The sequence below is a fragment of the Arenimonas sp. genome (assembly GCF_041913985.1).
Classification (GTDB): Bacteria; Pseudomonadota; Gammaproteobacteria; order Xanthomonadales; family Xanthomonadaceae; genus Arenimonas.
In genome coordinates this window covers 1-23,753 of the sequence record NZ_JAYSEG010000012.1, presented here as the reverse complement: position 1 = coordinate 23,753, position 23,753 = coordinate 1, and the positions used below count along the sequence as shown (strand labels likewise).

At 71.2% G+C, this 23,753-nt stretch carries 22 protein-coding genes and 2 tRNA genes; 11 read left to right on the top strand and 13 right to left on the bottom strand.

The genetic code is table 11. From position 1 onward, the window contains the following. Positions 1-25: 25 nt before the first annotated feature. The 3 genes from guaB to tadA are packed head-to-tail and all read left to right on the top strand — an operon-like array spanning position 26 to position 3,541. Entirely contained in the window at positions 26-1,483 is a 1,458-nt protein-coding gene (gene guaB, locus ACE3Q2_RS05805) for an IMP dehydrogenase (protein ID WP_231696154.1), read from the top strand. A gap of 16 nt (positions 1,484-1,499) precedes the next feature. Further along, a complete protein-coding gene (gene guaA, locus ACE3Q2_RS05800) occupies positions 1,500-3,068 on the top strand; it encodes a glutamine-hydrolyzing GMP synthase (RefSeq protein WP_374473361.1) in 1,569 nt (522 codons plus the stop codon). Then, positions 3,065-3,541, top strand: coding sequence for a tRNA adenosine(34) deaminase TadA (gene tadA / locus ACE3Q2_RS05795; RefSeq protein WP_231696188.1), 477 nt, complete (start codon positions 3,065-3,067; stop codon positions 3,539-3,541). Before guaA ends, tadA begins: the two co-directional genes overlap by 4 nt. A gap of 1 nt (position 3,542) precedes the next feature. On the opposite strand, the gene ACE3Q2_RS05790 is transcribed toward tadA, so the two are convergent. After that, positions 3,543-4,010 carry a DUF2721 domain-containing protein gene (locus ACE3Q2_RS05790; RefSeq protein ID WP_374473360.1) on the bottom strand — a complete coding sequence of 156 codons (468 nt, stop codon included), beginning with the start codon at positions 4,008-4,010 and terminating at the stop codon, positions 3,543-3,545. 65 nt (positions 4,011-4,075) lie between these two features. On the opposite strand from ACE3Q2_RS05790, the gene orn reads away from it, so the two are divergent. Next, a complete protein-coding gene (gene orn, locus ACE3Q2_RS05785) occupies positions 4,076-4,639 on the top strand; it encodes an oligoribonuclease (protein WP_231696157.1) in 564 nt (187 codons plus the stop codon). Between the two features lie 6 nt (positions 4,640-4,645). On the opposite strand, the gene ACE3Q2_RS05780 is transcribed toward orn, so the two are convergent. Both ACE3Q2_RS05780 and ppsA read right to left on the bottom strand, forming a co-directional pair. Then, positions 4,646-5,545: a mechanosensitive ion channel domain-containing protein gene (locus tag ACE3Q2_RS05780; protein WP_231696158.1), complete on the bottom strand. Its 900-nt coding sequence runs from the start codon at positions 5,543-5,545 to the stop codon at positions 4,646-4,648. After that, positions 5,545-7,917 carry a phosphoenolpyruvate synthase gene (gene ppsA, locus ACE3Q2_RS05775; RefSeq protein WP_374473359.1) on the bottom strand — a complete coding sequence of 791 codons (2,373 nt, stop codon included), beginning with the start codon at positions 7,915-7,917 and terminating at the stop codon, positions 5,545-5,547. The genes ACE3Q2_RS05780 and ppsA overlap by 1 nt, the downstream gene beginning before the upstream one ends. A 161-nt stretch (positions 7,918-8,078) precedes the next feature. On the opposite strand from ppsA, the gene ACE3Q2_RS05770 reads away from it, so the two are divergent. From ACE3Q2_RS05770 to ACE3Q2_RS05750, 5 genes are all read left to right on the top strand, one after another. Beyond that, positions 8,079-8,900, top strand: coding sequence for a pyruvate, water dikinase regulatory protein (locus ACE3Q2_RS05770; protein WP_231696160.1), 822 nt, complete (start codon positions 8,079-8,081; stop codon positions 8,898-8,900). A 41-nt stretch (positions 8,901-8,941) separates the two neighbouring features. Beyond that, a complete protein-coding gene (locus ACE3Q2_RS05765; RefSeq protein WP_374473358.1) occupies positions 8,942-9,439 on the top strand; it encodes a DUF1249 domain-containing protein in 498 nt (165 codons plus the stop codon). Between the two features lie 43 nt (positions 9,440-9,482). Then, positions 9,483-9,558 (top strand) — tRNA-Ala (locus ACE3Q2_RS05760). Positions 9,559-9,578: 20 nt separating this feature from the next. Beyond that, positions 9,579-9,654: transfer RNA gene (locus tag ACE3Q2_RS05755), tRNA-Glu, on the top strand. Positions 9,655-9,730: 76 nt separating this feature from the next. Further along, entirely contained in the window at positions 9,731-10,450 is a 720-nt protein-coding gene (locus ACE3Q2_RS05750) for a 4'-phosphopantetheinyl transferase superfamily protein (protein ID WP_374473357.1), read from the top strand. On the opposite strand, the gene ACE3Q2_RS05745 is transcribed toward ACE3Q2_RS05750, so the two are convergent. Next, positions 10,396-10,803 carry a MerR family transcriptional regulator gene (locus ACE3Q2_RS05745; RefSeq protein ID WP_231696163.1) on the bottom strand — a complete coding sequence of 136 codons (408 nt, stop codon included), beginning with the start codon at positions 10,801-10,803 and terminating at the stop codon, positions 10,396-10,398. The genes ACE3Q2_RS05750 and ACE3Q2_RS05745 overlap by 55 nt on opposite strands. A 151-nt stretch (positions 10,804-10,954) precedes the next feature. On the opposite strand from ACE3Q2_RS05745, the gene ACE3Q2_RS05740 reads away from it, so the two are divergent. After that, complete coding sequence (locus ACE3Q2_RS05740) at positions 10,955-13,957, top strand: autotransporter outer membrane beta-barrel domain-containing protein (protein WP_374473356.1); 3,003 nt, start codon at positions 10,955-10,957, stop codon at positions 13,955-13,957. A 19-nt stretch (positions 13,958-13,976) separates the two neighbouring features. Beyond that, positions 13,977-14,972 carry an NADPH:quinone reductase gene (locus tag ACE3Q2_RS05735; RefSeq protein WP_374473355.1) on the top strand — a complete coding sequence of 332 codons (996 nt, stop codon included), beginning with the start codon at positions 13,977-13,979 and terminating at the stop codon, positions 14,970-14,972. 18 nt (positions 14,973-14,990) lie between these two features. On the opposite strand, the gene ACE3Q2_RS05730 is transcribed toward ACE3Q2_RS05735, so the two are convergent. The 9 genes from ACE3Q2_RS05730 to ACE3Q2_RS05690 all read right to left on the bottom strand — a co-directional run. Then, positions 14,991-15,476 carry a DUF411 domain-containing protein gene (locus ACE3Q2_RS05730; protein WP_374473354.1) on the bottom strand — a complete coding sequence of 162 codons (486 nt, stop codon included), beginning with the start codon at positions 15,474-15,476 and terminating at the stop codon, positions 14,991-14,993. A gap of 17 nt (positions 15,477-15,493) precedes the next feature. Beyond that, positions 15,494-16,807 carry a multicopper oxidase family protein gene (locus tag ACE3Q2_RS05725; RefSeq protein WP_374473353.1) on the bottom strand — a complete coding sequence of 438 codons (1,314 nt, stop codon included), beginning with the start codon at positions 16,805-16,807 and terminating at the stop codon, positions 15,494-15,496. Then, complete coding sequence (locus tag ACE3Q2_RS05720) at positions 16,804-18,384, bottom strand: TolC family protein (protein ID WP_231696168.1); 1,581 nt, start codon at positions 18,382-18,384, stop codon at positions 16,804-16,806. Before ACE3Q2_RS05720 ends, ACE3Q2_RS05725 begins: the two co-directional genes overlap by 4 nt. 96 nt (positions 18,385-18,480) lie before the next feature. Beyond that, the gene (locus ACE3Q2_RS05715) at positions 18,481-18,816 is read right to left on the bottom strand and encodes a CopL family metal-binding regulatory protein (protein ID WP_374473352.1); all 336 of its coding nucleotides are present in this window, start codon (positions 18,814-18,816) and stop codon (positions 18,481-18,483) included. A gap of 82 nt (positions 18,817-18,898) precedes the next feature. Next, a complete protein-coding gene (locus ACE3Q2_RS05710) occupies positions 18,899-19,387 on the bottom strand; it encodes a macro domain-containing protein (RefSeq protein WP_231696170.1) in 489 nt (162 codons plus the stop codon). A 90-nt stretch (positions 19,388-19,477) separates the two neighbouring features. Then, positions 19,478-20,128 (bottom strand): glutathione S-transferase family protein, encoded by a 651-nt coding sequence (locus ACE3Q2_RS05705; protein ID WP_374473351.1) that lies wholly within the window; start codon positions 20,126-20,128, stop codon positions 19,478-19,480. A 64-nt stretch (positions 20,129-20,192) separates the two neighbouring features. Further along, positions 20,193-21,449: an MFS transporter gene (locus ACE3Q2_RS05700; RefSeq protein WP_374473350.1), complete on the bottom strand. Its 1,257-nt coding sequence runs from the start codon at positions 21,447-21,449 to the stop codon at positions 20,193-20,195. Next, entirely contained in the window at positions 21,446-21,895 is a 450-nt protein-coding gene (gene cueR, locus ACE3Q2_RS05695) for a Cu(I)-responsive transcriptional regulator (protein WP_231696172.1), read from the bottom strand. Before cueR ends, ACE3Q2_RS05700 begins: the two co-directional genes overlap by 4 nt. Positions 21,896-21,908: 13 nt before the next feature. Further along, positions 21,909-23,753: copper-translocating P-type ATPase (locus tag ACE3Q2_RS05690; protein WP_374473349.1), on the bottom strand; the 1,845-nt coding region annotated here is incomplete at its 5' end.

Genomic DNA, 23,753 nt, shown 5'->3' with positions numbered 1-23,753 from the left:
GCTTCCCATCCCCCGGAGCCGCTCCATGCTGCGCATCCAGGCAGAAGCACTGACGTTCGACGACGTCTCCCTCGTTCCCGCCCATTCCGCGGTCCTGCCCAAGGACGTCAGCCTCGCCACGCAGCTCACGCGCGGCATCCGCCTGAACCTGCCCATCGTGTCCGCCGCCATGGACACCGTGACCGAGGCGCGCCTGGCCATCGCCATGGCCCAGCTCGGCGGCATCGGCATCATCCACAAGAACATGTCGCTGCAGCAGCAGGCCGCGCACGTGCTGCAGGTGAAGAACTTCGAAGCCGGCGTCATCCGCGAGCCGTTCACCGTGACGCCGCAGACCACCATCGGCGAGGTGATCAAGCTCACCCGCGCCCGCAACATCTCCGGCGTGCCGGTGGTGGACGGCGGCCAGCTGGTGGGCATCGTCACCAGCCGCGACATGCGCTTCGAGAAGAAGCTCGACGACCCCGTGAAGAACATCATGACCCGCAAGGAGAAGCTGGTCACGGTGCGCGAGGGCGCCAGCGACGACGAGGTGCTGCAGCTGATGCACAAACACCGCATCGAGAAGGTGCTGGTGGTGGACGACGGCTTCGCGCTGCGCGGCCTGATCACCGTCAAGGACATCCAGAAGGCGCGCGACAACCCCAACGCCGCCAAGGACGCCGACGAGCAGCTGCTGGCCGGCGCCGCGGTGGGCGTGGGCGGCGACACCGAGGCGCGCATCGAGGCGCTGGCGGCCGCCGGCGTGGACGTGGTGGTGGTGGACACCGCGCACGGCCACAGCCAGGGCGTGCTCGACCGCGTCGCCTGGGTGAAGAAGAACTACCCGAAGCTGCAGGTCATCGGCGGCAACATCGTGACCGGCGACGCCGCCCTGGCCCTGATGGACGCCGGCGCCGACGCCGTGAAGGTGGGCGTGGGCCCCGGCTCGATCTGCACCACCCGCATCGTCGCCGGCGTGGGCGTGCCGCAGATCACCGCCGTGGGCATGGTGGCCGACGCGCTCAAGGGCCGCATCCCGCTGATCGCCGACGGTGGCATCCGCTACTCGGGCGACATCGCCAAGGCCCTGGTGGCCGGCGCCAGCTGCATCATGATCGGCGGCCTGTTCGCCGGCACCGAGGAAAGCCCGGGCGAGATCGAGCTCTTCCAGGGCCGCAGCTACAAGAGCTACCGCGGCATGGGTTCGCTGGGCGCCATGGAGCTGGGCAGCAAGGACCGCTACTTCCAGGACGCCTCCGACGCCGACAAGCTCGTGCCCGAGGGCATCGAGGGCCGGGTGCCGTACCGCGGCCTGCTGCGCAACATCGTGCACCAGCTGGCCGGCGGCCTGCGTTCGTCCATGGGCTACGTCGGCTGCGCCACCATCGAGGAGATGCGCACGCGGCCCAAGTTCGTGCGCGTCACCAACGCCGGCACCCGCGAAGCCCACGTCCACGACGTGCAGATCACCAAGGAACCGCCCAACTACCGCATGGGCTGAGGCCAGGACGCCACACATGACCGACATCCACGGCGACAAGATCCTCATCCTCGACTTCGGCGCGCAGTACACGCAGCTCATCGCCCGCCGCATCCGCGAGTTCGGCGTCTACTGCGAGATCTGGGCCTGGGACCACGACCCGGCCGAGATCGCCGCCTGGGGCGCCAAGGGCATCATCCTCTCGGGTGGCCCGGAATCGACTACCGAGGCGGGCTCGCCGCGCGCGCCGCAGGCGGTGTTCGACGCCGGCGTGCCCCTCCTGGGCATCTGCTACGGCATGCAGACCATGGCCATGCAGCTGGGCGGCATGGTCGAGGGCGGCCACCACCGCGAGTTCGGCTATGCCGAGGTCGAGGTCACGGCCGAATGTTCGCTGCTCGACGGCCTCAAGGACCACGCCGGCAGCCCGCCGCGCCTGGACGTGTGGATGAGCCACGGCGACCGCGTCACCCGCATCCCCGAGGGTTTCGAGGTTACGGCGCGCACCGCCTCGGTGCCCATCATCGCCATGGCCGACGAAGCCCGCCGCTGGTACGGCGTGCAGTTCCACCCGGAAGTGACCCACACCAAGTCGGGCGAGCAGATGCTGCGCCGCTTCGCGGTGGAGATCTGCGGCTGCGCCACGCTGTGGACGGCGGCCAACATCATCGAGGACCAGGTGCAGCGCGTGCGCGCCCAGGTGGGCGACGACGAGGTGCTGCTGGGCCTGTCCGGCGGCGTCGACTCTTCGGTGGTGGCGGCGCTGCTGCACAAGGCCATCGGCGAGCGCCTGACCTGCGTGTTCGTCGACACCGGCCTGCTGCGCTGGCAGGAAGGCGACCAGGTGATGGCGATGTTCGCCGAGCACATGGGCGTGAAGGTGATCCGCGTGAACGCCGCCGAGCGCTATTTCGCGGCCCTGGCCGGCGTTTCCGACCCGGAGGCCAAGCGCAAGATCATCGGCCGCCTGTTCGTGGAGATTTTCGAGGAGGAGTCGGCCAAGCTCAGCAACGTGAAGTGGCTGGCGCAGGGCACCATCTACCCCGACGTGATCGAGTCGGCCGGTTCCAAGACCGGCAAGGCCCACGTCATCAAGAGCCACCACAACGTCGGCGGCCTGCCCGAGCACATGAAGCTGGGCCTGGTGGAGCCGCTGCGCGAGCTGTTCAAGGACGAGGTGCGGCGCATCGGCGTCGAGCTCGGCCTGCCGCGCGAGATGGTCTACCGCCATCCGTTCCCGGGCCCCGGCCTGGGCGTGCGCATCCTGGGCGAGGTGAAGCGCGAATACGCCGAGATCCTGGCCCGCGCGGATGCCATCTTCATCGAGGAGCTGCGCAAGGCCGGCTGGTACGATAAGACGTCGCAGGCCTTCGCGGTGTTCCTGCCGGTGAAGTCGGTGGGCGTGGTGGGCGACGCCCGCGCCTACGAATGGGTCATCGCGCTGCGCGCGGTGGAGACCGTGGACTTCATGACGGCGCACTGGGCGCACTTGCCCTACGACTTCCTTGACACGGTTTCTCGCCGCATTATCAATGAGATACGCGACATTTCTCGCGTAGTGTATGACATCAGCGGCAAGCCGCCCGCGACCATCGAGTGGGAATGAGCGCGCCGCGCAGCGACGAAGACTGGATGCGCCACGCGCTGGCGCTGGCCGACCGGGCCGAGCAGGAAGGCGAGGTCCCGGTGGGTGCCGTGCTGGTCGGTCCCGGCGGCGAGCTCGTCGCCGAGGGCTGGAACCGCAACATCGGCGAGAACGACCCCACGGCCCACGCCGAGATCGTGGCCCTGCGCCGCGGCGGCCAGGCCCTGGGCAACTACCGGCTCACCGGCTGCACGCTCTACGTCACGCTCGAGCCCTGCGCCATGTGCTCGATGGCCATGGTGCATGCGCGGCTGGCGCGCGTCGTCTACGGCGCCAGCGACCCCAAGACCGGTGCCGCCGGCAGTGTCTTCAACCTGCTCACCGACTCGCGCCACAACCACCGGCTGCAGGCCGAGGGTGGGGTGCTGGGCGAAGAGGCCGGTGCGCGCCTGACCGACTACTTCCGCCGCAAGCGGGCCCGCCCGGGGCTCTGACTCAGTCCTTCCGCGCCCGCCGGGTGACTTCCAGGTCCAGCTCGGCGCTGAAGTTGCGCACCGCCAGCACCACCTCGAGCGTCAGGAAGAAGCTCGCCGCCAGCAGGCCCAGCACGCCGGCCACCGCCAGGATCGTGGGCGCCAGGCCCAGCCGGAAGCCGCTGAAGGCGTCCACCGCCAGCGCCAGGCTGGTACCCACGAAGCAGCCCAGCGACACGTAAAGCATCACGCAGGCGCGCAGCACGTGCTTGGAGCGCACACGGTGCCGGCTGATCTGCAGCTCGAGTTCGGGGCGGTGCTGGGGCGAACTGCCATCGAGCTGGCCCACCAGCGAACGCAGGCGGTCCACCACGCGCGCCAGGCGGTTGTTGGCCGAGATCAGCAGCGAACCGGTGGCCGCCATCAGCAGGGCCGGGGCCAGCATGGACGAGAGGATGCGGTAGTGGTCCAGGTTGTCCGCGGGGAACATGGTCGCGCCTGCGTGGTGGGACACGCGGAGTATGATGCGGCCACACTCACTGCCGCCATAGCCCCATGCCCGCCCACGAACAGAACCTGATCTGGATCGACCTCGAGATGACCGGCCTCGACCCCGACACCGATTCGGTGCTCGAGATCGCCACCCTGGTCACCGACAGCCAGCTCAACGTGCTGGCCGAAGGCCCCGAGCTGGCCATCCACCACCCGCTGGCCCGGCTCGAGGCCATGGACGAGTGGAACCGCGGCACCCATTCGCGCTCGGGCCTGTGGCAGCGCGTGCTCGACAGCACCGTCACCATGGCCCAGGCCGAGGCGATGACCGTGGCCTTCCTGGCCGACTGGGTGCCGGCCGGCAAGTCGCCCATCTGCGGCAATTCGATCTGCCAGGACCGGCGTTTCCTGGTGCGGCACATGCCGCGGCTGGAGCGCTACTTCCACTACCGCAACCTCGACGTCTCCACGCTCAAGGAACTGGCGCGGCGCTGGGCGCCGGACGTGCTGGCCGGGGTGGGGAAGGTGGGCGCGCACACGGCGCTGAGCGACATCCGCGAATCGGTGAAGGAGCTGGCGCACTACCGCCAGCACATGGGCAAGCTCGGCGGCCAGCCGGCGCCCTGAGCCCGCTCAGCCGCGGTCGGGGTCTTCCACCGCCGCCGTGATCTGCGCCAGCGGGCGCCCGTCGGCGTCGTGGTGGTAGACGTGCAGGTCGCGCTGCGGGAAGGGGATGGACACGCCCGCCTGGGCGAAGTCGCGGTGGATGGCTTCGGTCAGGTCGCTGCGCACGGCGACGAAGTCCGGCGTCTTCACCCAGGCGCGCAGCACCAGGTTGACGCTGCTCTCGCCCAGGCCGCTCACCAGCACGTCGGTTTCCGGCGTGGCCAGCACCCGCGGGTGCGCCTTGGCCAGGCCAAGCAGCACCTCCCGCGCATGGCGGATGTCGTCGCCGTAGCCCACGCCGACCGGCAGGTCGATGCGGCGCTCGCCGCGCGAGGTGAAGTTGACGATGGGCGAGGTGGTGACCTCGCTGTTGGGCAGCGTGATGTCGTGGTTCTGGTAGGCGCGCAGCACGGTCTGGAAGATGCCCACGCGCTCGACCACGCCCTCCTGGCCGGCGATCTGCACGGCGTCGCCGGCGCGGAAGGGCCGCAGCACGATCAGCATCACGCCCGAGGCGATGTTCGAGAGCGAGTCCTTCAGCGCCAGGCCGATGGCCAGGCCGGCGGCGCCCAGCACCGCCAGCAACGAGGTGGTGGGCACGCCCAGCGCGTCGAGCGCGGCCACCAGCACCACTACCAGCAGCACCACGTAGGCGATGTTGCGCAGGAAGTCGCGCAGGATCAGGTCCATGCCGACCCGCGTCATCACGCGGTCCAGGCCCTTGGACAGCAGGCGCGCCAGCCACATCCCGACCAGGGCGATGGCCAGCGCCACGCCGATGCGCCACAGCCATTCCGAGGAGGCCAGGCGACCCAGCAGGTCGCCTGCGTTGCCGGTGATCTCGGCGAGCGAGGCCGGTGCCGCCATCAGCCGGCCTTGAGCTTGGCCAGGCGCAGCCAGGTGTCGATGACGGTGTCGGGGTTGAGCGACACCGACTCGATGCCCTGCTGCATCAGCCACTCGGCCAGGTCAGGGTGGTCGGACGGGCCCTGGCCGCAGATGCCGATGTACTTGCCCTTGGCGCGGGCGGCGCCGATGGCCATCGACAGCAGCTTCTTCACCGCCGGGTCGCGCTCGTCGAACAGGTGGGCGACGATGCCCGAGTCGCGGTCCAGGCCCAGGCTGAGCTGGGTGAGGTCATTGGAGCCGATCGAGAAGCCGTCGAAAAGCTCGAGGAACTCGTCGGCCAGCAGGGCGTTCGAGGGCACCTCGCACATCATGATCACCTTCAGGCCGTTCTCGCCGCGCCTGAGACCGTTGGCCTCGAGCGCCGCGATCACCGCGCGGCCCTCGTCGAGGGTGCGCACGAACGGGATCATGATCCAGCAGTTGGTCAGGCCCATCTCGTCGCGCACCTTGCGCACGGCCCGGCACTCGAGCGCGAAGCAGTCGCGGAACTCGGGGTGCACGTAGCGGGAGGCGCCGCGGAACCCGATCATCGGGTTTTCCTCGTGCGGCTCGTAGGCCTTGCCGCCGACCAGGTTGGCGTATTCGTTGGACTTGAAGTCGGACAGGCGCACGATCACCGCGTTCGGCGCGAAGGCCGCGGTGAGGGTGGCGATGCCCTCGGCCAGGCGGTCGACGTAGAAGCTCACCGGGTCGGCGTAGCCGGCGGTGATCTGGTCGATCTGCTTCTTCAGGTCGGCCGGCTGCCTGTCGTACTCGAGCAGGGCGCGCGGGTGCACGCCGATCTGGCGGGCGATGATGAATTCCAGGCGGGCCAGGCCGATGCCCTGGTTCGGCAGCTGCGCGAAGTCGAAGGCGCGCTCGGGGTTGCCGACGTTCATCATGATCTTCAGCGGCGCCGGCGGCATGTTGCCGAGGTCCGTCGTGGTGACCTCGAAGCCCAGCTTGCCGGCGTAGATGTAGCCGGTGTCGCCCTCGGCGCAGCTGACGGTCACTTCGGCGCCGTCCGGGATCGACTGCATGGCGTCGCCCGTGCCCACCACGGCCGGCACGCCCAGCTCGCGGGCGATGATGGCCGCGTGGCAGGTGCGGCCGCCGCGGTTGGTGACGATGGCGGCGGCGCGCTTCATGATCGGCTCCCAGTCGGGGTCGGTCATGTCGGCCACCAGCACGTCGCCGGGCTGGAACTTGCTCATCTCGGCCAGGCTGCGCACCACGCGGGCGGTGCCGGCGCCGATCTTGTGGCCGATGGCGCGGCCTTCGCTCAGCACTTCGCCGCGGGCGGCGAGGGCATAACGCTCGATCTGGGTGGCGTGGGCGCGCGACTTCACCGTTTCCGGGCGCGCCTGCACGATGTAGAGCTTGCCGGTGTTGCCGTCCTTGGCCCACTCGATGTCCATCGGGCGGCCGTAGTGTTTTTCGATGACCAGCGCCTGGCGCGAGAGCTCCTCGACGTCGGCGTCGGTGACCGAGAAGCCGCGGCGCAGGTCGGCCGGGGTGTCCTCGATGCGCACGCGCTCGCCGGGCTTGTCCGAATACACCATGCGGATCAGCTTGCTGCCGAGCGTGCGGCGCAGGATGGCCGGCTTGCCCGCCTGCAGGGTGGGCTTGTAGACGTAGAACTCGTCGGGGTTCACCGCGCCCTGCACGACCATTTCGCCCAGGCCGTAGCTGGAGGTGACGAACACCACGTCGCGGAAGCCCGACTCGGTGTCGAGCGTGAACAGCACGCCCGAGGCGCCGATGTCGGAGCGCACCATCAGCTGCACGCCGGCCGAGAGGAACACGTCCTCGTGCTTGAAGCCGTGGTGCACGCGGTAGGCGATGGCGCGGTCGTTGTAGAGGCTGGCGAAGACTTCCTTCACCTTGTGGACGACGTCGTCCTCGCCGGTGACGTTGAGGAAGGTTTCCTGCTGGCCGGCGAAGCTGGCGTCGGGCAGGTCCTCGGCGGTGGCGGAGGAACGCACGGCCACGGCCAGGTCGGCGGCGCCGGCTTCGGCGCAGAGCTTGCGGTAGGCGTCGCGGATGGCCTGGTCGAGCTGCGGCTGCAGCGGGGCGTCGATCACCCAGGCGCGGATCTCGGCGCCGGCGGCGACCAGGGCGTCCACGTCCTCGACGTCCAGCGCGCCCAGGCGGTCGTAGATGCGCTGGTGCAGGTTATTGTGGGCGATGAACTCACGGAAGGCGTGGGCCGTGGTGGCGAAACCGCCGGGCACCGAGACGCCGAGATGGGCCAGCTGGCCGATCATCTCGCCGAGCGAGGAGTTCTTGCCGCCGACCTGGGCCAGGTCGGAGAGGCGGAGTTCGTGCAGCCAAAGGACGTCGGCGTTCAATGCGGTCTCCGTGCGCTCGGGAGTGGGGGCGGCCAGAGCGGCGGGCCCCGCGTGCGATGGGTTCAAGCTGTATATGATGCGACCCGAGGGCAAGCCATACAAGCTTGAATTGGCTAGGGATTCGTGCGCCGGGAGGCCGGCGCCGCAGGCGAGGGCAGGGCATGGAAGGCGTTCGGCCGATTTTCTACGTTTCCGACGGCACCGGCATCACGGCCGAGACCATCGGCCACAGCCTGCTGACCCAGTTCAGCGGGGTCGAGTTCGCCAGCCGGCGCATCGCCTTCGTGGACAGCGTGGAGAAGGCCGAGGCCGCCGTGGCCGAGATCCGGGCCGCCGGCGAGGCCACCGGCTGCCGCCCGGTCGTGGTGAACACCGTGGTGGACGAGCAGCTCAACGCCCTGCTGGCCGGCAGCGGCGCCCTGATGCTGGACGTGTTCGCTCCCTTCATCAGCCCGCTGGAGCAGGAGCTGGGCCGGGTGCGCCACCCGCGGGTGGGCCACGCCCACGGCCTGGTGGACTTCGCCGCCTACGAGCAGCGCATCAACGCCACCAACTACGCGCTCACCCACGACGACGGCATCGACATCCACTACGACGACGCCGACGTCATCCTGGTGGGCGTGTCGCGCTCGGGCAAGACGCCCACCTGCCTGTACATGGCCCTTCACTACGGCGTGAAGGCGGCCAACTACCCGCTCACCGTCGAGGACCTGGAGGGCCGGGAACTGCCCCGGCGCCTGCGCGCCCACCGCCGCAAGCTGTTCGGCCTGACCATCGACCCGGCGCGCCTGCAGCAGATCCGCCAGGAGCGCCGGCCGAACTCGCGCTACGCCACCCTGGAAACCTGCCGCACGGAAGTGCTGGCGGCCGAGGCCATGTTCCGCCAGGAGAACATTCCGGTGCTGAGCACCACCCACACCTCGATCGAGGAAATCGCCGGCAAGGTGCTGGCGAACCTGGGCATCCACCGGCACATGTTCTGAGCCCCGCGGGCCGGCGCCGGGCCGCGTGCTAGCATCGGTCCATGCCCGCCACTCGCCTGAAAAACGGACTGCCCCGGCTCGGCCGCTTCGAGTGGCTGATGGGGCTTTACGGCGAGAATTTCCTGCGCCTGACGCGCATGTTCCAGCCGCAGGCGCTGGCCGAGGGCCGCTACGTTTCCCACGTGCCCGGTGGCCTGGAGCTGCAGGTGGACGTGCTGGCCCAGCACCCGTACACGGTGGAACTGCGGCTGAGCTACCGCATGCTCGACGCGGCCACCGGCCAGCCCGACCCGTCGGCCTACGTGCGGCTTTACCGCGACGCGCGCCAGGCCGAGGTGACGCACTGCTACGTGGGCCGCCACTGGCAGGACGTGCTGGGCCTGCGCCCGAGCGTGCAGGCCATGGTCAGCCACCGCCTGCGCATGAACAGCTTCTTCAACAAGTGGCTCGACTATCTTGAAGGGCAGGGGCACGGCCCCCACACCCTGTCGGACACCGGCGAAACGCCGGCCGACAAAAAAAGTGCGGCATGTGCTTGACGAAGTCCGGACGCATGTCTAAACTTTCGCTTCTTCCTTCGGTGGGGCTATAGCTCAGCTGGGAGAGCGCTACAATGGCATTGTAGAGGTCATCGGTTCGATCCCGATTAGCTCCACCACCGAATCAAAGCGGCACGCTGTCCCCATCGTCTAGAGGCCTAGGACATTACCCTTTCACGGTAGCGACCGGGGTTCGAATCCCCGTGGGGACGCCATCATCAGTGATGTCCAGAAAGCCCGGCTCCGGCCGGGCTTTTTCTTTGCCTGTCGCCTGGTGCGAAGATGCCCGCCATGCCCTCCGTTCCGCCCGAACACGACGTGCTGCTGGCGCTGGCGCCGATCGCCTCGGTGCCTGCCCGTGCCGACTGGCTGGGCGGTGAAGAGCGCGGCCGGCTGGCCGCGTTCGCCTCGGGCCCGCGCCGCGCGCAGTTCCTGGCCGGGCACGTGCTGGCGCGGCAGCTCGCGGTGGACTTCGCCGGCGGCGAGCCGGCGGCCTGGCATTTCCACATCGGCCCGCAGCAGCGCCGCGAATTGCTGGGCCCCGGCGGCCTCAGGCTCTGCCTGTCGCTCAGCCACAGCCACGACCAGGTGGCCGCCGCGGTGTCGGCGCGCCCGATCGGGCTCGACCTGGAACTCTCGCCGGAGCCGCGCGACTGGGCCGGGCTGGCGCAGCGGCTGTTTTCGCCGGCGACGGCCGCCTGGGTGCTGGGCGAGAGTGATGCCGGCCGTGACCGCCGTTTCCGCCAGGCGTGGGCGCTGCTCGAGGCCCAGGGCAAGCGCAGCGGCGAGGGCGTGCAGCGGGCGGCGTTCCGGCGCCAGGACCTGCGGCCCGCGGAGGCCGGCGAGGCCGAGGCGCTGTGCTGGCCGGTGGGCGAGGGCGGCCTGGCCCTGGCCGGCTGGCGCGGGATGCGGATGGGCGGAAAACACCGGCCGGCGGGGCCGGCCTCCGGCTGGGACTACCCGGCCTGGACAGGCGCCGGTTCGCCCGCGAGCAGGCCCACCAGGGCATGACCGGCCATCGCCGCCGGCGGTGAATCCAGCAGCTGTTCCAGCCGGCGGCGGTTGGCCTGGATCTCGTCCTCCTGCCGGCGCAGTTCGCGCAGGCGTTCGGCCACCAAGGCCTCGATCGCGCTGCTGCCGCAGGGGCCCAGGCGCGAGAGTTCGATCAGCCGGCCGATGTCGACGATCCGGAAACCCAGGTCGCGGGCGTTGCGGATGAAGCGAAGGGTGCGGATCTCCTCGGCGCCGTAGTCGCGGTGCCCGGACTCGCGCCGCCGCGGCGAATGCAGGATGCCCTGGGCTTCGTAGTGCCGGATCATGCGGGCGCTGAGCCCGGTGAGCTTGGAAACCTTGCCGATGTTCATGGCACCGATTCTCCTCGGCCGGCCCCCCGCGTCGAGTGCAGCCAGCGCCATTCCGGTTGCCTTCCGGTGGTTACTTCCGGCTATTGAACCTGCCACGGTGGCAAGCCCCAGCATCGAAGCCCCCGAAGGCTTCGAACCCTGGAGAACACGCTTGGATACCCGCCGTCCGCCGCACCGCCACACCCGCCACGCCAACGCCGCCCGCCGCACGCCGCTGGCCCTGGCCATCGCTTCGCACTGGCGCGGCGCCGCCCTGGGCCGGGTCGCCTTCGCCGGCCTGGTCGGCCTGGCCATGCTGCAACCGATGTCCGCGCACGCCGCGGAGGAATGCGGCGCCGCCGCGCCCGGCGGCTCGGTCACATGCGCCCCCGGGACCGACCCTTACACCGGTATCGACTACCAGGGCGTGCAGGACTTCGAGGTCGTACTCGGCAGCGGCGCGCAGGTGCACGGTTCGGTGGCGGTGATGGGCGACGGCGAGGTGCGCTTCATCGCCGAGTCCGGCACGGAAGTGGTCGGCGGCGTCGCGCCCGCGATCGAGGTGGCCTCCACCAGCGGCCGCGTCACCGTCGTCGCCGACCAGGTGCAGGGCGGGCTGCACGGCATCGCCGCGCTCTCGGGCGGCGGTGACGTGAGCGTGGTGGCCGACCGCGTGGCGGCCGACATCGCCATCCAGGCCGAGAGCTTCGCCGGCAATGTCAGCGTCGTGGCCCGCGAGGTGCACGGCGGCCCCGGTGGCGCGGGCGTCGTGGCCGGCACCGTCACCGGCGACATCGGGGTCTCGGTGGACGAAATCCACGTGCAGGACGCGCTCTACAGCCAGGGCGTGTTCGCCATTTCCGACAGCGGCGCCATCGCCGTGGACGTCGGCAGCATCAGCATCACCGGCCACCGCAGCGAGGGCATCCGCGCGCTGACGACCAGCGGCGACATCGACATCACCGCCGGCGACGTCTGGATGGACGGCGGCGAGATCGTCGGCATCTTCGCCGGCAGCGACACCGGCGACGTCCGCATCGAAGCCGGCAACATCGGCGTCTTCGGCGACGTGGCCCGCGGCATCTTCGTCGACACCTACGCCGACATCGACGTGCGCGCCGACAGCGTGCAGACCAACGGCTTCATCGCCGACGGCGTGCAGCTGATTTCCCTGGACGGCGACATCCGCGCCGAGGTCGGCAGCATCGAAGCTGGCGGCGACTGGTCCACCGGCATCAGCGCCGAAACCGGCGGCTCGGTGCATTTCGAGCTGGGTACGGTGCGCACCTACGGCGAGTACAGCGCGGGCGTGGGCGCCTTCGCGGGTGGCGACGTGTCGATCGCCGTCGACCGCATCGAAGCCTTCGGCAACGGCTCCTCGGGCGTCGTGGTGGGCACCGGCGAGGGCGACCAGCACCTGGTGGTGGGCAGCGTCATCACCCATTACGAGGGCGGCGACCTGGCCGCCGCCATCGCCACCAGCACCTGGTCGGGCAATACGCGCATCGACGTGCTCGACGAAGTGGTGGCGCTCAACGGCCCGGCCATCCTGAGCGAGAGCATCGAGGGCGGCGTGCACGTGGACGTGCGCGAGAACGCCTTCGTGTACGGCAGCCTGGCCGGCATCATGGCGCATTCTGGCACCGGCACCCGCGTGGACATCGCCGGCATCGTGCTGGGCGGCGAAGGGCCTTCGCTGCAGGTCAGCGGCGGTGGTTCCGACATCCGCGTCGCCTCCACGGGCCGGCTGTGGGGACCGTTCCAGCTGAGCGAGGGCGTGGACGTGCTCGCCAACGACGGCCGCATCTACCTCGAAGGCAGCAGCGACTTCGGCGACGGCGCCGACCGGCTGGTGAACCGCGGCCTGCTGGCGCTGGCGCCGCTGGCCGGCCCGGCCACCTCGGTGCGGGTGGAGGGACTGGAGCGCCTGGAGAACGCCGGCCGCATCAGCCTCGTGAACCAGCACACCGGCGACCTGATGGCATTCTCGGGCGAACTGGTCGGCGGCAGCGCCTCGCGCGTCGCGCTCGACGTTTCCCTGCTGGGCGGCGGCAGCGCCGACACCCTGGAAGTCGGCACCGCCTCGGGCCGCACGGTGATCGAACTGAATCTGCTGCAGTCGGCCAGCGGCCTGGGCCTGGACGGCCCGGTGCTGGCGCGGGCCACCGGCGCGGCCTCGGGCGACGAGTTCATGCTCGCGCAGACCAGCTTCGGCTTCATGGACCTCGGCCTCGACTTCGACGCGGTGGACCGCACGTGGTCGCTGGAAAGCGAGCTCGGCGAGCGCGCCTACCGCACTGCCTTCCTCGCCGACGGCGCGCGCGAACTGTGGCGGGCCGGCGTGGACGCCTGGTCGAACGGCCAGCGCGGCAGCCGCGAGGACGGCGTTTCCGGCTGGGTGCAGGTGCTGGGCGGCGACACCGACCACGAAGGCCGCGCCCGCAGCGTGCAGGGCCGCCGCGACGTAGCCTGGGACGGTTCGCACGACGGCGTGCAGGTGGGCGTGGAGTATGCCGCCGGGCCGTGGCGCGTTGGCGCGCTGGGCGGCACCGGCCGCTCCGACATGCGCTTCGGCAACGGCGACCGCAGCGAGTTCGACGGCCAGCACATCGGCGCCTATGCCGGTTGGGAAGGCGCAAATGGCTGGTACGGGCAGGCGTTGCTGCGCGCCGACTGGCTCGACCTCGATACCCGCTGGGCCAGCGTGGGCATCCACGGCGGGCAGGACGCACGCGTCGTCGGCACGGCGCTGGAATTCGGCCGCCGCATCGCGGTGGGCAGCCTGTGGCTGCAGCCGTCGGCGAACCTGCAGTGGACCGACGTGGACCTGCCGGTGCTGGCCGGCACCGCGGGCAGCGTGGACCTGGCGGGCGGCAGTTCGCTGGCGGCGGGCATCGGCCTGGCGCTGGGCAACGACGCCGCGCGCAGCACGCTTCCGTTCCAGTGGACCGTGGACGTGACGCTGGGCCGCGATGCCGGCGACGACGGCGAAGCGCGCCTGGACATCGTGGACGACACGGTGCTCGTGGCCCGCGACGGCGCGTCCACGCAGGGCCAGCTGGGCCTGGGCCTGTCGAAGCGTTTCGGCCGGACCGAGCTCGGCGCCCGCGTCGAGCAGGCCTTCGGCGACACCGAGGGGCTCGGCGGTATGCTTTCCGCCCGCGTCCGCTTCTGACGCCCGCCGGGAGGCTGCCATGCGCAAGGTCGTCTACACCCGCACCGGTCCCGCCGCGGACGTGCTTGCCCTGGCCGAGGCGCCGGTGCCCGAGCCGGGGCCCGGCGAGGTGCGCGTGCGCATCGCGTTCTCCGGCGTGAACCCGTCCGACACCAAGAGCCGCGCCGGAACGCGTTCGCCGGCGCTGCCATTCCCGCAGGTGACGCCGCACAGCGACGGCGCCGGCGTGGTCGACGCCGTGGGCGAGGGCGTCCCTGCACATCGCGTCGGCGAACGGGTCTGGCTGTGGAACGCCGCCTGGGGCCGCCCCGACGGCACCGCCGCGGAGTTCGTGGTGCTGCCGTCGGCGCAGGCCGTGCGCCTGCCCGCGGGCGTGCCGCTGGACGCGGGCGCCTGCCTGGGCATTCCCGGGCTCACGGCCTGCCACGCCGTCACCGGCTATGGCGGTGTCGCCGGCCAGCGCGTGCTGGTGGCCGGCGGTGCCGGCGCCGTCGGCCATTACGCGGTGCAGATGGCGCGCCTGGCGGGCGCCGCGCAGGTGATCGCCAGCGTCAGTTCGCCGGCCAAGGCCGCGCTGGCCCTGGCCGCCGGCGCGCACGCGGTGGTGGATTACCGCCGCGAGGACCTGGTGGCCCGCGTGATGTCACTCACCGGTGGCGAAGGCGTGCACCGCGTCATCGAGGTGGACCTGGCCGCGAACGCCATGCACGACTTCGCCATGCTGGCCACGGGCGGCCTGGCCGTCGTCTACGGCAGCGGCCATCCCGAGGCGCGGGTACCTTTCGTGCCGGGCATCCTGAAGAACCTGCAGCTGGCCTTCTTCATCGTCTACCACCTGGCGCCGGCCGACCGCGAACGCTGCGAACGGCAGCTGGAACGGTGGCTGGCCGAGGGTGCGCTCAGCCACAACATCGCCCTGCGGCTGCCGCTGGAGCGCGTCGCCGAGGCGCACGAAGCCGTCGAGTCCGGCCAGGTGGCCGGCAACGTGGTGCTGGCGGTGTCCGGGGAGGCCTGAGCCTCCCCGGCAGCGGGATTACCGCGCGTCGCCGTGCCGCGCGAAGGGCGAGGCCTTGCCCTCGGGACTGATCAGCTCGACGGTGTACGGCTGCACGCGCCCGTCGGGCGTTTCCATGCCCGGCGAACCGGCCGGCATGCCCGGCACGGTGAGCCCACGCGCCTTCGGGCGCTCGGCCAGCAGGCGCTTCACGTCGGCGGCCGGCACGTGGCCTTCGACGAAGTAACCGTCCACTTCGGCGGTGTGGCAGGAGCCCTTTGCCGGCGGGATGCCGACGCGCTGCTTCACCGGTCCCATGTCCTCGGTTTCCACCACGCGCACCTCGAAACCCTCGGCGCGCATGTGTTCCACCCACTTCAGGCAGCAGCCGCAGTAGCGGCTCTTGTGCACGGTGACGATGGGAAGGGGGTTGTCCACGGGGCTGGTGTTCGGCGTCGCCGCGGTGGCGACGGGCGCGGCGAGCAGGCAGGCCAGCAGGGCCAGCGTGTTGCGGAAGGTCTTCATGGTCTTTCTCCTCGGGATCAGGTCGTCTTGCGGCGCACGGGCGCGCCGTACGCGGGGTCGCTGCTGACGCGGCGGGCCACGGTGCCGGGCGGGTTGCGGTACCAGCCCGGGTCGCTGAAGTCACCCGGCGCCTGGTCGTCGCGCACCTTGAGCACGGTGAACATGCCGCCCATCTCGATGTTCCCGAACGGCCCCTTGCCGGCCATCATCGCCAGCGTGTTCTCGGGGCCCTTCATGTGGCCGCTGTCGGTGTGTTCCTGGTGCTCGGACATGCCGTCCTGGCCCATGGCCATGTAGCCCGGCAGCATGCGGCGGATCTTCTGCTCGACGCCCGATTGGTCGACGCCCAGGGTGTTCGGGATGTCGTGCCCCATCGGCCCCATCGTGTGGTGCGACATGTGGCAGTGGAAGGCCCAGTCGCCGGGCACCGCGGTGAATTCGATGTCGCGCATCTGGCCGACGCCGACGATCTCGGTCACCTCGCGCCGCCATTGCGCCTTCGGCCAGCGGCCGCCGTCGGAGCCGGTGACCTCGAACTGCACGCCGTGCAGGTGGATCGGGTGGTTCCACATGCTCAGGTTGCCCACGCGGATGCGCACGCGTTCGCCCGTGCGCGCCACCATCGGCTCGATGGCCGGGTAGACCTTGGAGTTGAAGGTCCACAGGTCGAAATCCTGCATCACCGCCGGGTCCGGCCGGCGGGTGCCGGGGTGCAGGGCGAAGTTGTGCAGCAGCAGGGCGTAGTCGCGGTCCACGTGGTCGCCGCCGCGCGGGTGGATGATGAACAGGCCCATCATGCCCATGGCCATCTGCACCATCTCGTCGGCGTGCGGGTGGTACATGTGGGTGCCGTGCTGCACCAGGTCGAATTCGTAGGCGAAGGTTTCGCCCGGGGCGATCTTCGGCTGGCTCAGGCCACCGACGCCGTCCATGCCGCTGGGCAGGATCAGCCCATGCCAGTGGATGGTGGTGGGTTCGCGCAGGCGGTTGGTGACCAGGATGCGCACGCGGTCGCCTTCCACCGCCTCGATCGTGGGGCCGGGCGTGCCGCCGTTGTAGCCCCAGCACAGGGCCTTGGAGCCTGGCGCGAATTCGTGTTCGAACTCTTCGGCGACGAGGTGGAATTCCTTCACGCCGCCGACCATTTTGTGCGGCAGCGACCAGCCGTTGAGGGTGCGCACCCTGCCGCCGTCGCGGCGCGGCGGCGCTGGCGTGGCGTCGGGCAGGGCATGGCCTTCATGGCCGCCCGACTGGGCGAGCGCGGGCACCGCGGTGCCGGTAACCAGGCCGGCACCGGCGCCGATCAGCAGGTTGCGTCGGGTGAGCTTCATGGCGTGGCTCCGTGGTGGTGGGCGTGTTCGTCTTCTTCCGCGGCTTCGGCTTTTTCGGGCGCCGGCTCCGGGCTGGCCGCGTCGTGCTGCGAGTGGTCCATGCCCTCGTGCTTCGAATGATCCATGCCCTGGTGCTGCGAATGGTCCATGCCTTCGTGCCCACCCGGCGCCGGGCCGAGGATGTCCTGCACGCCCGGCGTGCGCTCGCCGATGCCGGCGTCGCTGGGCAGGCGCTGGCCGACGGCGTGCGCCAGTTCGACGCGCGCCAGCCAGTAGTCGCGCACGGCCTCGAGGTAGGCCTGGTAGGCGTCGTACTCGGCCACCTTGGCCTGCACCAGTTCGAACACGCCGATCAGCATGAAGTTCTGGCGCTCCTGCTGGCGGGCCACGATGGCCTCGCGCTGCGGCACCAGCGATTCACGATGGGTGGCGACGACGCGGCGCAGGGCCGACACGGTTTCCGCGCCCTGGCGCACCGCGTGCTCGCTGGCCAGCTCGGCCTGCGCCACCCGCGCCAGCGCGCCGGCCAGCTGCGCCTCGGCGCGCGCCAGCTTGCCCTGGCCCTGGTTGAACACCGGCAGTTCCAGCGAAATGGACGGCCCGCGCAGACGCCCGCCGTCGGCTTCCTTTTCGCGTTCGTAGCCGACCTCGCTGCCGCCGAGCCAGCGCAGCTTGCGGGTGATGCCCAGCGCATCGGCCAGCACCTCGGCCTCCTGGCGCGCCGCCAGCAGTTCGAGGTTGCCCTCGCGGGCCAGCGCCGCCAGGCGTTCCGGCGCGTCCTCCTCGGGCACCGGCAGCGGCAGGGTGTCGCTGGCCTGCCAGGTCGTTTCCTCGCCGCGCAGGCCCAGCAGCGTGTGCAGGGCCAGGGCCTTGCGGCCGGCCTCGGCGCGGGCCTGCAGCGCGTCGATGCGCGCCTCGCTGGCCACGGCCTGTTCCTGGCGCAACTGCAGTTCGCTGATGTTGCCGGCGTCGAAGAAGCGCTGGGCCAGCTCGGCGCTGGCGTCGGCGCCCTCGGCCACCGCCTCGCGCATCGCCGCCACCTGGCGCGCGGTGACGTGTTCGTACCAGGCCGCCTCGACCTCGGCCACCACGCCCAGCACGGCGGAGGCGATCTCGAGCCTGGCGCGTTCGTATTCGGCGCTGGCGAGGCGGGCGCGCATCGGCAGCACCAGCAGGTCGAGCAAGGGCAGGGACAGGCCGGTGCTGCGTTTCTCGCCGCCGCCGTCGACCGACAAACGCGAGAGCGAGAGGCGCGGGTTCTCCACCTGCACGGCCTCGATCACCTCGGCGCGGGCCAGGCCCAGGCGCGCGTATTCCTCCTGCAGGCGCGGGCTGCGCAGCATGGCCACGCGCAGGGCGGCGTCGAGCGTCATCGGGCGGGCGAGCAGCGGCGCGATGGCGGCGTCGCCGTCGTCGGCGCGGCCAGCCTGGGCGGCCCAGTCCACGGCCGGGCCACCGCGGGCCTCGAGCAGGGGCGTGATGTCGTCGCCGCGCGGCTGCGGCGACAGGGTGGCGCAACCGCCGAGGACGGTGGCCAGCGCCAGCGCCAGGCCGGCGCGGGCGAATGCAATGGTCATGGTTCGATCTCCGGTGTTTCGGTCCCGGCACGGCCGGGTGGCCCGGCGGATGCCGGGCGCGTCGCGGGGTGGCGGGCAGGCGCCCGCCGTTGGCGATCAGGCGATGGGAGGTCGGATTTCGGGCGCCGCGCGGGTGGCGGGCAGGAGACGGGTGGCAGGGCGTTCGTCGACGCCGCGCACGGCCAGGTGGGGCAGGGGCGCCGGCACCGCGAAGGCGACCGGGGCGTGGTGCAGGCAATCGCAGGCGCAATTGCCGTCGTCGCAGCAGTCGTCCGCGGGCGGGGCGACGAGGTCACCCGCCATGTCGTGGCAGGGCGAGGCCATGGCGGCGTCGCCCGAAGGTTCGCTGGCGCTGGCCATTCCGGGTGCCAGGCCGCCGGCCAGCAGGGCCAGGACAAGCATCAGGTGGGCGAGGGTGCGCAGCAGCGACATGCGGTGAGTCTACAACGGGTGCGGTGAAACCAGCGTGGCGCCTGACCCCGTTGGAAGGTCAAGCGCCACGCCCGCCGCGGGCTTACAGGCCTTCCTTGGCCGGCTCGCCCTTGTGGTAGGTCTCGTACACGATCACCGGGATGTCGAGGCCGCCGAGCTGCTGCTCGATCAGCGGCTTCACCTCGGCCCAGTCCAGGCCGCCGACGCCGGTGGCCAGGCGGGGCAGGGCCAGGCTGGTCCAGCCTTCCTTCTGCACTTCATGCGCCAGCGCGCGCAGCGCATGGTTCACGTTGGCGGTGGTGGCGCGGCCCGGCTTGGCGCCGTGGCCGTAGGCCCCTTCCTGGGTGAACAGCGCGACGATGCGCGCGCCGCCGGCGCCGCCCCAGGTCCACAGCGAGCCCGGCTTGGGATGGGTGGACTGGCAGAAGTGGCGGAAATCCTTGTACATCGCCGGCGAGAACTCGCGCAGCGAATGGGCCAGGCCCTGGTTGAAGTCGTCGTTGGGTGCGACGCCGTGGGCGATGACGCTGGCCTGGCTGAGCAGGATGTCGCCGGTGACGTAACGGATCATGTGAACTCCCTGGCACGGTGGCCGTCTCTGGTGGGTTCCATGGTCCGCCCGTCCGCGGCCGCCGGCCTTGACCGGCATCAATCCGGGCGCTCAGTCGGTGAGGCGCTTGAGGCTGTCCAGGCGCACGCCCTCGCGGGCCACCACCTCGGCCAGGGCCGGGTGCTGCGACAGGTGCAGGCGCAGGGCCTCGCAGTGCGGCCCGAGCCCCTGCGGCGCCACGGCGGCGCTCCAGCGCAGGAACACCGCCGTGTAGAAGGCCAGGAAGCCCGTGGGTTCGCCCGGGCCCCAGCTGCCTTCGCCCAGCCGCCGGTCGAGCTCGGCGTAGAACTCGAGCAGGCGGCGGGTGGCCGTGGCCTTGAGCGCGTCGTGCGCGGCCGGGTCGTCGGAGAACCAGCCGGGAATCCAAAGGGCGCGGTAGATCGGGTGGATGTCGCTGGACAGGCGCTGGATGGCGGCCATGGCGAGCGCGCGGTCGAGGTCGCCGTGCGGCAGCAGGCCGGCTTCCGGGAAGCGGCGGTCGAGGAAATCGGCGATGGCGACGGCTTCGGTGATCGGGCGGCCTTCGACCACCAGCGTGGGCACGCGGCCCTGCGGGTTCAGGCGCAGGTATTCCGGCGCCAGCTGCAGCTTCTGGCGCAGGTCCACGTTCACCGCCTCGTAGGCGGCGCCGGCGTGTTCGAGTGCGGCGTGAACGGCCAGGGAGCAGGCGCCGGGGGAATAGAACAGGACGAATTCGTGCATGGGAGGGGGATGTCCGGGGACGGAGGCGGGGTGCGCCATGCTGCGCCATGACGGCATGGGAAGGTCAAGGCCCGCCGCGGCGCAGGCGCGGATGGGTTTCCTCGCCCAGCCAGGCCAGCAGCGCGCCCGAGGCGAACATGGCCAGGGCCACGAACCAGAACGCGACGGCCATGTCGCCGCCCAGCTGCGCGGCCAGGCCCAGGCCCAGCGCGCCCAGGGCGTACCCGAGGTCGCGCCAGAAGCGGTAGATGCCGATGGCGGAACCACGCCAGGCCGGCGGCGCCACGTCGGCGACGGCGGCCGACAGGTTGGGGTAGAGCAGGGCCATGCCCAGGCCCGTCACCGCGGCCGAAACGCTCCACCAGGCGACGCCCTGGCCCAGCACCATCAGGGCCACGCCGCCGCCACAGGTGAACATGCCCAGCACGTTCGGCCACTGCCGGCCCACGTGGTCTGAGAGTTTCCCGGTGAACAGCTGCGAGCCGCCCCACGCCAGGCCATAAACGCCGACCACGCCGCCGACCGCGGCCAGGCTGAGCCCACGCTGGTAGAGGTACAGCGGCAGCATCACCCACACCAGCGCGTCGACGAATTTTTCGACCAGGCCGGCCTGGCACACGGCCATCAACCGGCGGTCGCTCCAGGAAACGCGCGCGAAGACTTCCCAGGTGCCGGGCACCGGCGTGTCGTCGGTGAGTGCGTGGCGTGCCGCGTCCTGCCGGGCCCAGGGCAGGGTGTCCTTCACCCAGGCCAGCGTCAGCCCCAGCGCCACCAGCACGGTGCCGCCGCCGAACACCAGCAGGCCGGGGCGCGCGCCCAGCACGGTGGCCAGCCAGGCCGTGGCCAGGCCTGCCAGCGCCACGCCGGCATATCCGGCGAATTCGTTGAGGCCGATCGTCAGCCCGCGTTCGTCGGGGCGGGTGAGGTCGAGCTTGGAGGTCTGGGTCATCGACCAGGTCAGGCCCTGGTTCACGCCCAGCAGCATGGTGGCGAAGACGATCCAGCCCCAGTCCGGCGCGAACCACACCAAGCCCGGGATGGGCAGCGCCACCAGCCAGCCCAGCATCAGCACGCGGCGCCGGCCCAGGCGTTCGGAGAGCCGGCCGGCGACGAAGTTCATGACGCCCTTCACCACGCCGAAGGCGATGACGAAGGTGCCCAGCAGCAGGAAGGAGCCGCGCGGCACGCCGAACTCGGTTTCCGCCAGCGCCGGCACCACGGTGCGCATCATGCCCAGCGTCAGGCCCACCAGCAGCACCTGCAGCAGCTGGTGCAGGAACTGCACCACGTTCGGGCGGATGCCATGCACCAGCGCGTTCAATGGCAGGGCCCGGCGAGGTCGTCGAGGATCGGGCACTCGGGACGATGGTCGCCATGGCAATGCGCGGCCAGTGATTGCAGCGTACGCTGCATGGCCTGCATCTCGGCGATGCGCGCGGCCAGGTCATCGGAATGCGCCTGCGCCAGTTGCTTCACCTCGGCGCTGCTGCGGTTCGGGTCGCCCCACAGGCCCAGCAGCACCTCGATCTGCTTCATCGGGAAGCCCAGGTTGCGGGCGCGGCGGATGAAGCGCAGGCGGTGCAGGTCGGCGTCGTTGTAGAGCCGGTAGTTGGCGAAGGTGCGGCTGGCGGGCGGAATCAGGCCGATGGCCTCGTAGTGGCGGATCATCTTCGCGGAAACCCCGCTGAGCGCGGAGGCTTCGCCGATGTTGTGCAGGCCCTGTTCCTTGGCTTCGGAAAGCTCGGGACGGATGGCGTGGCGTGCCATGGTGTTCTCCGTGTCAGTGCCGCGCACGCGGCGACCAGCGCCGCAGCAGCAGGGTGTTGGACACCACGCTGACGCTGGAAAGCGCCATCGCGGCCCCGGCGACCACCGGGTTGAGCAGGCCGGCCGCGGCCAGCGGGATGCCCACCAGGTTGTAGATGAAGGCCCAGAACAGGTTCTGGTGGATCTTGCGGGTGGTGCGGCGCGAGATGTCGATGGCGTCGGCCACCAGGCGCGGGTCCGGGCGCATCAGCGTGACACCGGCGGCGTGCATGGCCACGTCGGTGCCGCTGCCCATGGCGAAGCCGACGTCGGCGGCGGCCAGCGCCGGCGCGTCGTTGATGCCGTCGCCGACCATCGCCACGCGGCCGTCGCGGCCCAGGGCGCGGACGTGCTCGGCCTTTTCGCCGGGAAGCACTTCGGCCATCACGTCGTCCGGCGCGATGCCAAGCGACGCGGCGACGGCGTTGGCCGCGCCGCGGTTGTCGCCCGAGAGCATCACCGTGCGCAGGCCCATCGCATGCAGCGCGGCCACGGCTTCGGCGGCCTCGGCGCGCGGCGGATCGCCGAAGGCCAGCAGGCCGCGCAGGGCGAAGCCCGCGTTGGTTTCCACGGCCAGCCACGACACGGTGCGACCCTGCGCCGCGAGGCGCTGCGCGGCCGCGTCGAGCGGCGCCGTGGGGACGCCGTGCTCCTGCATCAGCCGGCCGCTGCCGAGCAGGTGCCGGCGGCCGTCGACGTGGCCTTCGATGCCGCGCCCCGCGATGGCGGTGATGCCGGTGGCCGGCGCCACGGCGAGCTTCGCCTCGCCGGCGGCGTCGAGCACCGCGCGGGCGAGCGGGTGTTCGCTGCCCGATTGAAGTGCGGCGGCTTCCCGAAGCACCGCGTCGGGGCCGGCGTCGAGCGCCTCCACGGCCACCACGCGCGGCCTTCCGGCGGTGAGCGTGCCGGTCTTGTCGAAGGCCACGGTGCGCAGCCCGCGGGTGGTTTCCAGCGCCTCGGCGTCCTTGATCAGGATGCCGGCGCGGGCGGCGACACCGGTGCCGGCCATGATGGCCGTGGGCGTGGCCAGGCCCAGGGCGCAGGGGCAGGCGATGACCAGCACGGCCACGGCGTTGAGCACGGCCTGGGTCCAGTCGCCGCTGGCGAAGCCCCAGCCAAGCAAGGTGGCGAGGGCGACGGCCACGACCACCGGCACGAACACCGCGCTGACGCGGTCGACGATGCGCTGGATCGGCGCCTTCTTCGCCTGCGCGTCCTCGACCAGGCGGATGATGCGCGCCAGCGCCGATTCCGCGCCCACCGCCGTGGTGCGCAGCACCAGGCGGCCCTCGGCGTTCACCGCGCCGCCGGTGACACGGTCGCCGGGTTCCTTGGCCATGGGCAGCGATTCGCCGCTCACCAGCGACTCGTCGCTGTGGCTGCGGCCTTCGATGACCTCGCCGTCCACCGGGATCCGTTCGCCCGGCAGCACCACCACGTGGTCGCCGACGCGCACGCTCGCCACCGGCACTTCCTGCTCGTGCCCGCCGGCGTGGCGCACGCGCGCGGTGGCGGGGCGCAGCGCCTGCAGCGCGCGGATGGCCTCGGTGGTCTGGCGCTTGGCGCGCGCCTCGAGCCACTTGCCCATCAGGATGAGCGTGATGATCACCGCCGAGGCTTCGAAATACAGCGGCGGTTCGCCGTGGTGCGGTTTGGTGAACAGCAGGTGGTAGAGGCTCAGGCCGTAGCCGGCGCTGGTGCCCAGCGCGACCAGCAGGTCCATGTTGCCGGTACGGGCCTTCAGCGCACGCCATGCGGCACGGTAGAAGCGCGCGCCCAGCCAGAACTGCACCGGCGTGGCCAGCGCCAGCTGCCACCA